Here is a 13,518-nt window from a genome sequence, read left to right on the forward strand (position 1 = left end):
TAGCATTTGTCGCGGCCGGCCCGAACGCCGTCGCGAGCCGACCCAAATAACGATGAATCCTGCACGGTCAACGACAAATTGAGGATTAACGGTTAACGGGCCCGAGTTCTTCGGGTGCATTGGCCACGATCGACAGCATTGCGGTCCATGCCGCGACGTTCTGTCGCAGTTGTTCCGGATCGACCTTGTCGAGCGTATCGTCGGGTGTGTGATGCACGTCGAAATAGCGGGTTCCGTCCTGTTCGAGGTCGATCACGGGCACGCCGGCACGCACCAGCGGCGCGATGTCCGCCCCGCCGCCGGCGGGGGCCTGGTTGCGTCCGATGCCCAGCGGCGCGAGTGCGATTGCCAGCCGGTCCGCAACCGGCTTCGCGGCATCGGGCAGCTTCACCGCGAATCGCCAGACGCGGTCCGCGCCGAAGTCCGATTCGGCGGTCAGGGCATGGCGCTCGTCCTTGCGGCGCGCGAAATAATCGGGACCGCCGCAGCCGCCCACTTCCTCCGCACCGAACCAGACGACGCGGATCGTGCGGCGGGGTTGGCCGGCATCCATGATCCGCTTCGCTGCCGCAGTGGTGATGCCCAGGCCCGACGCGTCGTCGATCGCACCGGTGGCGAGATCCCAGCTGTCGAGATGACCGCCGATCGTGATGATTCCCGCATCGGGATCGCTTCCCGGCACTTCAGCGACCACATTGCCCGACTGTCCCTTCTCGGCGCGGCTGGGGGTCAGCAGCAGCTTCATCCGCACCGGCTTTGCGCGCGCGAAGATGCGTTCCAGATTCTCGGCGTCGGGGATCGAGAGGGCAGCGGCCGGAATCGGCTTCGTACCCTCGGGGAACACGGTGCCACCGGTATGCGGATTGCGGTGATAATCGGTACCGATCGAGCGGATGATGATGCCGACCGCGCCCTTGTTCGCGGCGATCGCGGGGCCGTTGCGGCGCAATCTGCCGAAATAGCCGTAGCTCGACCCGTCCTGCGTCCGTTTCATCGCATGGCTGACAAAGGCGATCTTGCCCTTGAGGCTGCCGGCCGGCGCCGCTTCCAGATCGGCGAGAGTTGGAAAATAGACGAGCTCCGCCTCGATGCCGCTGGCTGGCGTGGCGCCGCTATTGCCCAGCGCGGTGATGGCGAGTTTCGCGGGAAAGGGGGCAAGGATCGATCCGCTTTCCGCGCCGCGCGTCCAGACTGGCATCTCGCACATCTCGATCCGGACATTGCGGAAACCCAGTGCTTCGAGTTTCGCCTTGCCCCAGATGCGGGCGCGTTCCTCGGCCTCGGTGCCGGCCTGGCGCGGGCCGATTTCGGTCGTCAGCCCTTCGGTGATGTCCCAGGCGACATCGTCCTTGAGCGCGGCATCGCGGAGTGTCGCGGCATCATTCGAGGCGGCGGACGCGAGCGAAGGGGCGGCAAGTGCCAGCAGGATCAGCTTTTTCATGGGCTTGTTTCGTAACTCCCCACTTCCGATATGCAAGTGCGCCGGAGCATCGCGCGGAAAAGTGGGTACCGGTTTTCCGCAGAAAGCGATGCGACAACAAATAATGAGAGCAGCCTGCTCTGGCGGCGTTTGCCAAGCGTTTTTGCCTCCGCTAGGGCTGCCGGCGAAATTCAGCCACATCTATCCGACGGAGTCCCGCGCCGATGGCCGCACAATATGCTTATGTCATGAAGGGGATGACCAAGAGCTTCCCCGGGGCCCAGAAGCCTGTCCTCAGCAACATCAACATCCAGTTCTACCAGGGTTCCAAGATCGGCATCGTCGGCCCCAACGGTGCCGGCAAGTCGACGCTGATCAAGATCATGGCCGGCATCGACACCGACTTCACGGGCGAGGCCTGGCCGGGCGAGAACATCACCGTCGGTTATCTGGCGCAGGAACCGCAGCTCGACCCCACAAAGACCGTGCTCGAGAACGTTAAGGACGGCGCGCGCGAGACTGCCGACCTCGTCGATCGTTTCAACGAGATTTCGAATCTGATGGCGGATCCGCCCGAAGACGTGGATTTCGATGCTCTGCTGACCGAGATGGGCGAGCTGCAGGAAAAGATAGACGTGGTCGATGGGTGGACGCTCGACAATCAGCTCGAGATTGCGATGGAGGCATTGCGCTGCCCGCCCGGCGACTGGTCGGTGGAAAATCTTTCAGGCGGCGAGAAGCGCCGGATCGCGCTGACGCGGCTGCTGATCCAGAAACCGGATATCCTGCTGCTCGACGAGCCGACCAACCATCTCGACGCCGAAAGCGTCGACTGGCTGGAGAACCACCTGAAGGAATATGCGGGTGCGGTGTTGATGATCACCCACGACCGCTACTTTCTCGACAATGTGGTCGGCTGGATCCTCGAGCTCGATCGCGGGAAATATTTCCCCTACGAAGGCAATTATTCGACCTATCTCGAAAAGAAGGCGAAGCGTCTGGAGCAGGAAGACCGCGAGGACGCCGGGCGCCAGAAGGCGATCAAGGAAGAGCTGGAATGGATTCGGCAGGGACCGAAGGGCCGCCAGACCAAGTCCAAGGCGCGTATCTCCAAGTTCGACCAACTCGTCGCCGCGCAGGAGAACCGTACGCCGGGCAAGGCGCAGATCGTCATCCAGGTGCCTGAGCGCCTCGGTGGCAAGGTGATCGAGGTCAACGGCGTTTCCAAGGCCTATGGCGACAAGCTGTTGTTCGAAGATCTGTCCTTCACATTGCCCGCGGGTGGCATCGTCGGCGTGATCGGGCCCAACGGCGCCGGCAAGTCGACCTTGTTCAAGCTTATCACCGGTCAGGAAACGCCCGATACCGGCAAGATCGATATCGGCGAGACCGTTCGTCTGGGCTATGTCGATCAGAGTCGGGACCATCTCGAAGGATCGAAGAACGTCTGGGAAGAGATTTCGGACGGTCTCGACTATATGAAGGTCAATGGCCACGATCAGTCGACGCGCGCCTATGTCGGCGCGTTCAACTTCAAGGGGCAGGATCAGCAGAAGAATGTCGGCAAGCTCTCGGGCGGTGAGCGCAACCGCGTTCACATGGCCAAGATGCTCAAGCGTGGCGGCAATGTGTTGCTGCTCGATGAGCCAACCAACGATCTCGACGTCGAGACGCTGCGCGCGCTAGAGGATGCGATCGAGAATTTCGCGGGTTGTGCGGTGGTGATCAGCCACGATCGCTTCTTCCTCGATCGCCTCGCCACCCACATCCTCGCCTTCGAAGGCAACAGCCATGTCGAATGGTTCGAGGGCAATTTCGGGGCCTATGAGGAAGACAAGCGTCGTCGCCTGGGCGATGCTGCCGACCGCCCGACTGCGCTGGCGTACAAGAAGCTGACCCGCTAAAGTATCGCGCGTGGCGGGGCGCGTGGACATGGGACAGGGGGACGGGAAGGCGGGCCTCAGGCCGGCCTGGATCGTCTGTCTGATCGTCGTGCTGGCACCTGCGATCATGGCGGTGACGACTTGGACGCCGGACGGCTATTTCTCCTTGCCGCTCTATTTTTGGCGCTTCCTCGCTCCGCCGGTGATCGCGATCGAACTGGTGGCGATCGCCGTGGCCTGGGCCTCGGGATACCGGCCGCTGGCGACGATCCTGGCGCTGCCGGGCTGGGCGGCGGCGGCGCTTGGCCTGCTTGTCGCGATCGATATCGGTGATGCGTTTCTCATCGCGTCCGATCGTAACGGGGCGCTGATGCGCAGCGCGATGACGCTTGTCCATCTGATGTTCGGCTTCGCCGTCGTGGACCTGCTGCGCGCCCGTGGTTTCGAGAATTATCGCGCACTCTGGTGGGCATTGCTCGGCGGAGCCATGCTCTATGTCGCGATCATGATCGCCTTCGTCTGCGCAATCGTGCAACCGCTGCGCTTCGACTGGCTTCATTTCGGGCTGGGCGTCGTCAATATCCGCCATGCCGGCTTTTATGTGATGGTGGGCGCTGCCATTGCCTTCGGGATCGCCGCCACCGAGATTCGACCGCGCTTCTATTGGCTTGCTGTCGGCGCGGCGACATTATGTTGCGCGGAATTCTTTTGGTCCGGATCGCGTGCGCCTGTCGCGGTGCTCCTCTTGTCCTGCATTGTTGGGGCCGTATTGATCCCGGCGCTCAGAACGCTGCGGCTGCCGTTCGCGATGGCGGTGGCTTACGGCGGAGGGGCTGCGCTTTCACTGCTGCATACGCCGCCGCTCGGTAATTACGGGCTGACGCGCATGGTGACGTCGGGGTCGGCCGCAACGATGGACGGCGTCACCAGCGGTCGGGTGGAGTTATGGCGTGTCAGTATAAGCGCGCTGCTCAACCATCCTGTCACCGGGCATGGCCAGGGCCAGTTCATCGTGGCGACGCCGGATGCCGGGTTGGCGGTCTATCATCCGCACAATGTGGTGTTTCAGGCACTGGTCCAGTGGGGGATTGGCGGCACGTCGCTTTTTATAATATTGGCCTCAATGCTGTGGTGGCGAATGCTGCTCGGTGTACGCCGTACCGGTTCGCGCGCGGCGCCGGCATTCCTCGCAGTCAACGCCTTCATCATCTATGCGATGGTCGATGGCGTCTTCTTCTTCGTCTATCCGTCGATGATTCTGGCATTCCTGTGCGCCGCGGTACTGGCGGCTTCGCGGCCGTTGGAAATGCGGGCCGCCATGCCTAATCCAGAGTCTGCCTGAAACGCGCAAGCGCGACTGCCGCCGCCACGACGACGAAGGCGCCGATCCCGGCGATGTCGACCCACATGTCGGCAGCGCCATTACCCTTGAGCATGATGCCGCGGACGATGCGCAGGAAATGCGTAAGCGGCAGCATTTCGCCGATCCATTGCGCCCAGTCGGGCATGCCGCGAAACGGGAACATGAAACCTGAGAGCAGGATGTTGGGCAGGAAGAACAGGAACGTCATCTGCACCGCCTGGAGCTGATTCTGCGCGACGGTGGAGAAGGTGTAGCCGACCGCGAGATTCGCGAGCACGAACAGGGTGGTGAGCGCCGCGAGCAATATCATGCTGCCTTCGATCGGCACGCCGAACAGGAAATGCGCGGCAGTGATGATCAACACGGCCTGGAAGAAACCGACCGCGACGAAGGGCAGGATCTTGCCGAGCATGATCTCCGCGGGACGGATCGGCATCGACAATAGGCTTTCCATGGTGCCGCGCTCGATCTCCCGCGTGACCGCGAGCGAAGTGAACATCATCATCGTCATGGTCAGAACGATGCCGAGCAGGCCGGGCACGATGTTGAGCTGGGTGCGACCCGTAGGATTGTAGCGGCGATGGACGACCAACTCGAAAGGGTCGGGGCCGGCGCGGACCATGGTATCCGGCCCGCGTAATTCGCGACGAAGGGCGGTTTTCGTTATGCCCTGAAGCGCGGCGACGGCATTGCCTGATGCGGATGGATCGGTGGCGTCCGCCGTCACCAGCAATTGCGGCATATCGCCACGGCGGAGATCGCGTTCGAAATTGGCTGGAATTTCGATCGCGAACTGGACGCGGCCCGATGCGAGCAGCGCATCCAGCTCGCGCTGGGTCCGCACCACGCGCGCAATGTCGAAATAGCCGCTGTTCGAAAGGCTTGCGACCACCGCGCGACTGAGCGGGCCATTGTCGCGGGCATAAACGGCGGTGGGCAGATGCTTGGGATCGGTGTTGATTGCGTAGCCGAACAGCAGCAACTGCATGATCGGCACCGCGATCATCATGCCGAAAGTCAGCCGGTCTCGCCGCATCTGCGAGACTTCCTTCACTGTCATCGCCCAGACGCGCTGCCAGAAACCGGGAGATGCGAGGATGCGGGAAAGGGCGGCAAGACGGGTGGTCATTGGAAATTGTCCGTTGCTTCGCCCATCAGGTGGATGAATACGTCTTCGAGCGTCGGTTCGCCGCGACGCGCGGTGATGCCGGCTTCCTTGGCGATCGACTGGACGGCGGCATCGAGTTTTGCCCGATCGATGCCCGAAACGTGAAGCGCGGTCCCGAACGGTGCGACCATCTCGACACCGTCCATCGCTCTCAGTCGCTTAGCCACCGCGTCGAGACCCGTGCCGCCGACCGTCCAGGTCGACAGCCCGACCTGCGCAATCACGTCGTCGGTGGTGCCGGTCGCGAGCAGGTCGCCATAAGCGAGATAGGCGATACGATGGCAGCGCTCGGCCTCATCCATATAATGGGTAGAGACCAGCACGGTAATACCTTCGGCGGACAGTGCGTAAATCTCGTCCCAGAATTCGCGGCGTGCGCGCGGATCGACGCCCGCCGTCGGTTCATCGAGCAGCAGCAGTTTCGGATCCGGCAGGATGCAGGCGCCAAGTGCGAGACGCTGCTTCCAGCCGCCCGAAAGCTGGCCGGCGAGCTGATCCGACCGGCCCTCCAGTCCCAGCCGCTCGATCGCCTTGCGCGCCGCACCACGTGGATCGGGCACGCCATGGACGCGCGCGACGAACTCCAGATTCTCGCGGATCGACAGGTCGGTATAGAGGCTGAAGCGCTGGGTCATGTAGCCGATCGAGCGTTTGATCGCTTCACGGTCGGTGAAGATGTCATGGCCGAGGCACGTGCCGCGTCCGCTGTCGGGCGTCAGCAGGCCGCAGATCATGCGGATGGTGGTGGTCTTGCCCGATCCGTTCGGCCCGAGAAAGCCGTAGATCGTGCCGGTCGGCACTTGCATCGACAGATCCTTCACGACGGTGCGGCCACCGAAGGATTTGGTCAGATGTTCGACGTCGATAGCGAGATCGGGCGTTGCCGTCATTTGAAGCGGACATCGATCGGCTGGCCGGCCGCCAGCCGACCGGTATCGCCCAGCGGCACCGCCTCGATCAGATAGACCAGCCGCTCACGGTCGCCGCGCGAAAGAATGACGGGCGGGGTGAATTCGGCATCGCGCGAGACGAAGGCGATGCGCGCTGTCAGCTCGGTCGGGCAGGAATCGCACGAAACCGAAACGGTGCGCCCGACCTTGGCCTCCGCCAGCCGGGCCTCGGGGACGAAGAAACGTACCCTGAGGCGCTCGGGTGGCAGCAGGGCGATCACCGGCTGCCCGATGCCGACGACTTCGCCTGCGCGAAAATAGACCTGTTCGACACTGCCCGAGGCCGGCGCTGCCACACGGAAGCGGCTCAGGCTGACATCGGCGCCGCGCCTGGCGGCGCGGGCCTGGACGAGCGCCGCCTCGGCGGCCCGAATCTGACCGGCGCGCGCGACCTGTTCGCCCTGGGTGATGCGGCCGCGCGCTTCGGCGAGTGCCGCCGTGTCGCGGTCGCGCGCCGCGCGTGCCGCATCGAGCCGGGCCTTCGAAACGAAGCCTCTGCCGGCGAGTGCGCTGTTCCGTTCGAAATCACGCTGGGACAGAATGGCGGTCGCCTGTGCCTGTCGAACCGCCTGTTGCAGTACGGCGAGATCGGCGGGGCGCTGAACCGGCGCGAGCGTATCGGCAAGCTGTGCGTCGGCCTGGATCACCTGCGCGCCGGCCTGGTCGGCCTGGGCCCGGGATTCGGTATCGTCGATCTCGAACAGGGGTTGGCCGACTTTCACCGCGCCGCCTTCCTCGACGGAGAGAGTGCTGATCCGTCCCGCGCGCTCGGCGCCGACGAACAGGAGCTGCGCCTCCATATAGCCGGTGAAGGGCTTCTCTTCGCGCTGGCCGCATCCTGACAGCGCGAGCGCCAGCATGGCCGGGATCGCGGCCATCGGCAGGGATGTCACGCGCAAGGTCATGCTAGACTCGCTATTGACTGACTGGTTGGTCAATATCATAATGTGCACCATGTGCAAGAGTGGTGCGAGATGAACGAAGGCGTGCGCAAGCGGCGGAAGGAAGCGCGTCCGGGCGAGATTGTCGATGCCGCGCGCGACGAGTTCGTCGCCAAGGGCTTCAGCGAGGCGCGGATCGACGACATCGCCGCGCGGGCGGGCGTCTCCAAGGGGCTGGTCTATGTCTATTTCCCGTCGAAGGAAGCACTGTTCGAGGCGGTGATCCGCTCGGCCGTGTTGCCGGTCATCGATCAGGCAGCGGCCCTGATCGCCGCCGACCAGACCACGCCCGCGCCGGACCAGCTTCGCATGGCGATCGGTACATTCTATCGCGAGCTGGTCGGCACCGATCGGCGCCGGCTGATCCACATGATCATCGCCGAAGGGCCGCGTTTTCCCGAAATGGCGCGCTTCTATCACGCCGAGGTGCTGAGCAAGGGCAAGGCAGCACTGCGCACGCTGATTGAACGTGGTATCGCGCGCGGTGAATTCCGGGCCGGGGCGCTTTCGCGCTATCCTGAGATCCTGATCGGCCCGGCGCTGATTGCGGCGGTGTGGAAGTTGCTGTTCGAGCCCTATGAATCGATCGATCTAGACGCGTACAGGGACGCGCATGTCGATACGATGCTGCGGGCGCTGGCGGCGTGAATTCGCCTTGCTACGCTATATCCGAGAGGTAGATTGATTGGATATGAGCCGTTCCCGTCAATCTCGTTTCCTGACAGCCGGGTTCTTTGTGTGTTTTGCCATCTGGTACACGACAGTCAGCTATGCTGGCCCGAATGTTTACCGATTTGCAGTTGGTGAAATCGGGGAGTGGATGTTGTGGTCATTGACGCTTCTAACGGCTGGCGCGTTAATCCTATTGCCTTTTGTTCGAGCTGAAGATCATTCAGCCCCTCGTTGGGGAAATGCCGCAATCTGCTTTGGTGCTGTGGTCTTTTCCGATTTGCTCTGGCGAAACCGGATGTTCGGGGCGTCATCGGATCTCACGAAGATTCTGGGCCTCGCTCTCGATATGGCTACGCCTGTAATCCTGGGGCTGGGATGTGTTGCGCTGGTCGTGGCTTGGAGATCGGTACGCCCGATGTCGACGAATGCCAGAGCGAGGAATGACGAGGCGATGTAATGTCCGTCTTCACCCATCTCGGCCGTTCCCGTTTGCGGCGCCGCACACTAGTCTTCCCGGCAATATAGGGGAGATTCGCATGAAGCGTCGTACGTTCATCGCCGGCGTGCCCGCCGCCGCAGTCGCGCTGTCGCTGAACGACGCGTCGTCGGCGCAATTGGCGCCAGCTGCCGGACAGCCTGGATTCCAGTCACAGGGTGCGGAAGATTATGCGCGCTCCGACGTCCATGCCGGCGACCGGCCCGTCGGCGCCAGCTTCGCGTCGCGGTCGACGGTCTATGGTCGTTCGGGCGCGGCGGGCTCGTCGCATCCGCTCGCCACGCTGGCGGCGATCGAGATATTGAAAAAGGGTGGGTCGGCGGTCGATGCGGCGATCGCGATGAACGCGTGTCTCGGTTTTCTTGAACCCACCGCCTGCGGGATCGGAGGCGACGTTTTCGCGATGCTCTGGGATCCCACGCAGAAAAAGGTCGTCGGCATCGCAGGCTCGGGCCGATCGCCGCGTGCGCTCAGCCTGGAAACCGCGCGATCACGCGCGAAGGATGGTACCTTGCCTGCTTATGGTGCGGTGACCGTGTCGGTGCCGGGCGCGGTCGATGGCTGGTGGACGCTGCATCAGCGCTACGGCAAGCTCAAATGGGCCGAATTGTTCGAGTCCGCCATCGCCTATGCCAGTGAAGGCGTGCCGGTGCCTGAGGTGATCAGCCATTATATACGGCGCGGCATGGCCAATTTCGTCAGGCCGGGGCGCGGCATCGAGGAAGTCGAGAACGCGAAGAAGACTTTCGGTACGGGGCCGGGGGTGGGGGAGATCTTCCGCAATCCCGATCTCGCGCGCACCTATCGCCTGATCGCGAAAGGGGGACGGGACGAGTTCTACCAGGGGGCGATCGCCGAAACGATCGATGCCTATTTCAAGCGGATCGGGGGCTGGCTGTCCAAAGCCGATCTTGCCGCGCACAAAGCCGAGTGGTCGCAGCCCTACGCTACCGACTATCGCGGCGTCACCGTCCATGCGCTGGGCGCCAACACCCAGGGTATCGCGACCTTGCAGATGCTCAACATGATCGAACATTTCGACATGCGCGGCGCCGGCTTCCAGTCGGCGCGATCGATCCATATCCAGGCGGAGGCCAAGCGCCTCGCTTACGAGGATCGCGCCCGATACTACGCCGATCCGAATTTCTCCAAGGTGCCGGGCGAATGGCTGGTGTCGAAGGAATATGCCGCCGAGCGCGCGAAGCTGATCAACCCCGGCCGGATCAATCAGAAGGTCGATCCGGGCAGGGCGCCGAGCCGTGGCGACACCACCTATTTCACCGTTGCGGACGCGTCGGGCATGATGGTGTCGATGATCCAGTCCAATTTCCGCGGCATGGGATCGGGGCTCGTCGCCGATGGACTGGGCTTCATGTTCCAGGATCGCGGCCAGCTTTTTTCGCTGCAGTCGGGCCATCCCAATATCTACGCGCCCGGTAAGCGCCCGTTCCAGACGATCATTCCAGGCTTTGCGACCAAAGGCGATGCGCCATGGCTGTCCTTCGGGGTGATGGGCGGCGATATGCAGCCCCAGGGCCAAGCGCAGATCATCGTCAATCGCGTCGATTACGGGCTCGATGCACAGGCGGCCGGCGATTCACCGCGCTGGCACCACGAAGGTTCGTCGCAAAGCATGGGCGAGGATTCACCCGGGCTCGGGCCAACAGGGATATTGCGCCTCGAAAGCGGTGTGCCCGATACGACGCGCAAGGCGCTCGTCGATATGGGCTGGGTGATGGCCGAATCCGATGGTGGCTTCGGCCGCTACCAATGCGTCGAGCATCGCATGAGCGGCAGCGAGCGTGTCTATGCCGCGGCTAGCGAGATGCGGGCCGACGGGCTGGCGCTCGCTTATTAGGCTCCAGACCCATTATTTATGAGGCCGTGATGGTATGAGATCGGGATGAGCCGCCAGGAGGAGCGCGCAGGGCGTGGCATCGCCACATCCAAGCGGTTCGACGCCGCGGATCGCCCGATATGATACCACCCTTCGGGCGAGGGGGAATTGGGCTCCTGGCGTCGTTGCTCGATTGCCGGATAGCGATGCTATCCGGCGCACTCGCGCCTAGCCATGAGCCTAATTCGCCTTCGTCACGGCCTCATCAATAATGGGTCTGGACCCTAAGGCCCGGTCGCTCCGGCCAGGCGGACGACATGCACGACCGGTCCGCTGCTCGACCCAGGAATGGGCTGGAATTCCGCGACGATATCGCCGCCGCGGATCAGTTGCTGATATTGTTCGAATTCGGGCCTGAAATGTGGATCGGTGCGGTAACGGCCATAGTGGCTGAATATCGCGTAGTCGGTGCGGCAGGTGGGCAACAGTGCCGGATCGACATGGCCGAGATCGACCAAGGGCTTACTGGCGCGCAAACCCTCGACCTTCGAATAGCGTATGCGACCGCCAAGTGCTGCGCGCACGTCCACGCAGCCCGCGCTGCCAAGGGGAAACAGGAAGCGCCAGGGACCGTTGGTCAGGTCGAAGGCGGCGTCCTCGATCAGGATGCTGCTGCCGGCCGGCACATGGCCGCGTACCCAGGCCGATGCCATCTGTCGCGTGTCGTGGGTGCGTTCGCGCGCCTCGATCAGCGCGGTGTGGATCATCGGTATCCCCAGCAGCATGATCGCCGCCGGTTCGATCCAGGGCATCGGGTGCGCCATGCGTCGGCGCAGCCAGTCGGCTAGCCCGCACAGCGCGAATGCGGCGAGCAACATCAGGAAAGGCAGCAGCGGGACCAGCCAGCGCTCCCATCGCAGCGCTTGCAGGCAGATGATCGCCAGGAACAGGAGAAAGCCTGGCGCGACGGCGAAGGCGATCAGGCGATCACGCCATGCCGCCAGAACTGCCCCGGCCGCGACGAGCGCCAGCCCGATCGGCCCCATGGAGGTCAGCAGCGGGTGCCCGATATACCAGGCGAGATTGGCGAAGATGCCACCACCGGTGGCGCCGGGATGTTCCGGTCGCGCTTCGCCAGCAAGGTTGCGCAGCACCGTCGGATAATCGAGCAGCAGATAGGGTGAGGCGATCACCAGTGCCGCCGCCGCAGTCACGCCGAACAATGCCAGAAATCCGATCTGTCTGGCCGCATCGCTCCGGTCCCGCGCGATGCGCCAGAACCCGGCGCAGATAGGGGAGAGCGCGATCACCGCGCCGGGCCATTTGGTCGCGGTGGCGAGGCCCACGCAGATTCCGGCGAAGAGATAGGCGCGCCGCCGACCGGTCTGCGCGATATCGATGGCGCAGAGAGCGCAGAGCAGCATGAACAGGCTGGCCTGCATGTCGGTGCGGATGATCTGCGAATATTCGATATGGACCGCGTTGACCGCAAGCAAAGCGGCGGCAGTGAGCCCCAGCCGCGTGCCGCCCAGCCGCCGGCCGAGCCGATAGGTCAGATAGACGCAGCCGATCGCGCACGCGGCGATGAACAGGCGTCCGGGCAGGAAGACGATGCCCGGATCGGCATAGAGCGCGCCGGCGATGGCGTCGGCATCGGCGAACCTCCCGGTGGCGAGCCCGATTCCGCCGACGGCCAGGCAGATCAGCGCCAGGCAGTAGAGCGTGGTTGTGCCCGGATGACCGAACCAGCCCGGATTGAAGCTCTGGTTCCGGAGCATTTCGAACGCGGTCATCATGAACAGCGGTTCGTCCGGATCGTTGAGCGCCGGCAGGCCGAAACCGATGCCGTGCAGGCGCAACGCCGTCGCCACGCACAGGATCAGCAGCAACAGCAGCGGGGTGGACGTGATGCGGAGGCCGGCGATCCTCATGCTGATGCTCCGTTGCGGGCCGGGCGTGCCGACTCCGTCATGGTCGATGTGGCCCGTTGGTCCCTGATGCAGGAGTTGCAATGCGTACCGTGATATTGGCCGGCGGCCTGGGAAGCCGGCTGGGTGAAGAAACGGCCGTCCGGCCGAAGCCGATGGTCGAAGTCGGCGGCATGCCGATCCTGTGGCATATCATGAAGATCTATTCGGCCGCCGGATTCAACGATTTCGTGATCTGCCTTGGCTATAAGGGCTATCTGATCAAGGAGTATTTCGCGAACTACTTCCTGCATACCGCCGACGTCACGATCGACCTGCGCGGCGGTAACGGCATGGAAATCCATCATACTCGCAGCGAGCCATGGCGCATCACCTTGGTCGAGACCGGTCCATCGACGATGACGGGCGGTCGGCTGGCGGCGATCCGCCCTTATCTCGAACCCGGTGAACCCTTTTGCTTCACCTATGGCGATGGCGTCGCCGACATCGATATCGCCGATCTTGTGCGTTTCCATAAGGCGCATGGGCTGCGCGCGACGATCACCTCGGTCTCGCCACCGGGGCGCTTCGGCGCGCTTGAGTTCGATGAAGGACGTGTCGTCGATTTCCGCGAAAAGCCGGCCGGCGACGGCGGGCAGATCAACGGCGGCTTCTTTGTCGCCGATCCGTCGGTGCTCGATCTGATCGACGGACCGCAGACCGTATGGGAAGCCGAACCGCTCGAACGGCTGGCGCGCGGCGGTGAACTGATGGGTTATCGTCATGAGGGATTCTGGCAGCCGATGGATACGCTGCGCGACAAATTATATCTCGACGACCTCTGGAACAGCGGCGACGCCCCGTGGAAGCGCTGGTGAGCG

General features: G+C 63.4%; 10 protein-coding genes. 5 read left to right on the forward strand and 5 right to left on the reverse strand.

Annotated features, from left to right (window positions below):
* Positions 1 to 85: 85 nt before the first annotated feature.
* A complete protein-coding gene (locus tag AC3WN8_RS26260) occupies positions 86 to 1,441 on the reverse strand; it encodes a M20/M25/M40 family metallo-hydrolase (RefSeq protein WP_492672465.1) in 1,356 nt (451 codons plus the stop codon).
* Positions 1,442 to 1,644: 203 nt separating this feature from the next.
* Between AC3WN8_RS26260 and ettA the strand changes: the two genes are divergently transcribed.
* Positions 1,645 to 3,324, forward strand: coding sequence for an energy-dependent translational throttle protein EttA (ettA, locus tag AC3WN8_RS26265; protein ID WP_492672466.1), 1,680 nt, complete (start codon positions 1,645 to 1,647; stop codon positions 3,322 to 3,324).
* A 28-nt stretch (positions 3,325 to 3,352) separates the two neighbouring features.
* Positions 3,353 to 4,645 carry an O-antigen ligase family protein gene (locus AC3WN8_RS26270; protein ID WP_492672467.1) on the forward strand — a complete coding sequence of 431 codons (1,293 nt, stop codon included), beginning with the start codon at positions 3,353 to 3,355 and terminating at the stop codon, positions 4,643 to 4,645.
* Here the strand turns inward: AC3WN8_RS26270 and AC3WN8_RS26275 are convergent.
* From AC3WN8_RS26275 to AC3WN8_RS26285, 3 genes are read right to left on the reverse strand one after another with little or no spacing between them, the layout of a single operon-like run.
* Entirely contained in the window at positions 4,626 to 5,795 is a 1,170-nt protein-coding gene (locus AC3WN8_RS26275) for an ABC transporter permease (protein ID WP_492672468.1), read from the reverse strand. The two genes, AC3WN8_RS26270 and AC3WN8_RS26275, sit on opposite strands and share 20 nt — an antisense overlap.
* Positions 5,792 to 6,724, reverse strand: coding sequence for an ABC transporter ATP-binding protein (locus tag AC3WN8_RS26280; protein WP_492672469.1), 933 nt, complete (start codon positions 6,722 to 6,724; stop codon positions 5,792 to 5,794). The genes AC3WN8_RS26275 and AC3WN8_RS26280 overlap by 4 nt, the downstream gene beginning before the upstream one ends.
* A complete protein-coding gene (locus AC3WN8_RS26285) occupies positions 6,721 to 7,689 on the reverse strand; it encodes an HlyD family secretion protein (protein WP_492672470.1) in 969 nt (322 codons plus the stop codon). The genes AC3WN8_RS26280 and AC3WN8_RS26285 overlap by 4 nt, the downstream gene beginning before the upstream one ends.
* Positions 7,690 to 7,758: 69 nt before the next feature.
* On the opposite strand from AC3WN8_RS26285, the gene AC3WN8_RS26290 reads away from it, so the two are divergent.
* Entirely contained in the window at positions 7,759 to 8,373 is a 615-nt protein-coding gene (locus tag AC3WN8_RS26290) for a TetR/AcrR family transcriptional regulator (RefSeq protein ID WP_492672471.1), read from the forward strand.
* A gap of 560 nt (positions 8,374 to 8,933) precedes the next feature.
* Positions 8,934 to 10,751, forward strand: coding sequence for a gamma-glutamyltransferase family protein (locus AC3WN8_RS26295; RefSeq protein ID WP_492672472.1), 1,818 nt, complete (start codon positions 8,934 to 8,936; stop codon positions 10,749 to 10,751).
* Positions 10,752 to 11,014: 263 nt separating this feature from the next.
* Here AC3WN8_RS26295 and AC3WN8_RS26300 read toward each other — a convergent pair whose 3' ends face one another.
* Positions 11,015 to 12,661, reverse strand: a complete 1,647-nt coding sequence (locus AC3WN8_RS26300; protein ID WP_492672473.1) for an ArnT family glycosyltransferase — start codon at positions 12,659 to 12,661, stop codon at positions 11,015 to 11,017.
* 80 nt (positions 12,662 to 12,741) lie between these two features.
* On the opposite strand from AC3WN8_RS26300, the gene rfbF reads away from it, so the two are divergent.
* The gene (gene rfbF, locus AC3WN8_RS26305) at positions 12,742 to 13,515 is read left to right on the forward strand and encodes a glucose-1-phosphate cytidylyltransferase (RefSeq protein WP_492672474.1); all 774 of its coding nucleotides are present in this window, start codon (positions 12,742 to 12,744) and stop codon (positions 13,513 to 13,515) included.
* The last annotated feature ends 3 nt before the right edge of the window (positions 13,516 to 13,518 follow it).

This window comes from Sphingobium sp. FW305-3-2-15-F-TSA7 (genome assembly GCF_058787155.1).

Bases quoted from the DNA above. Each gene is read 5' to 3' on its own strand.
- AC3WN8_RS26260 (WP_492672465.1), bottom strand. From the start codon at position 1,441: ATGAAAAAGCTGATCCTGCTGGCACTTGCCGCCCCTTCGCTCGCGTCC.
- ettA (WP_492672466.1), top strand. From the start codon at position 1,645: ATGGCCGCACAATATGCTTATGTCATGAAGGGGATGACCAAGAGCTTC.
- AC3WN8_RS26270 (WP_492672467.1), top strand. From the start codon at position 3,353: ATGGGACAGGGGGACGGGAAGGCGGGCCTCAGGCCGGCCTGGATCGTC.
- AC3WN8_RS26275 (WP_492672468.1), bottom strand. From the start codon at position 5,795: ATGACCACCCGTCTTGCCGCCCTTTCCCGCATCCTCGCATCTCCCGGT.
- AC3WN8_RS26280 (WP_492672469.1), bottom strand. From the start codon at position 6,724: ATGACGGCAACGCCCGATCTCGCTATCGACGTCGAACATCTGACCAAA.
- AC3WN8_RS26285 (WP_492672470.1), bottom strand. From the start codon at position 7,689: ATGACCTTGCGCGTGACATCCCTGCCGATGGCCGCGATCCCGGCCATG.
- AC3WN8_RS26290 (WP_492672471.1), top strand. From the start codon at position 7,759: ATGAACGAAGGCGTGCGCAAGCGGCGGAAGGAAGCGCGTCCGGGCGAG.
- AC3WN8_RS26295 (WP_492672472.1), top strand. From the start codon at position 8,934: ATGAAGCGTCGTACGTTCATCGCCGGCGTGCCCGCCGCCGCAGTCGCG.
- AC3WN8_RS26300 (WP_492672473.1), bottom strand. From the start codon at position 12,661: ATGAGGATCGCCGGCCTCCGCATCACGTCCACCCCGCTGCTGTTGCTG.
- rfbF (WP_492672474.1), top strand. From the start codon at position 12,742: ATGCGTACCGTGATATTGGCCGGCGGCCTGGGAAGCCGGCTGGGTGAA.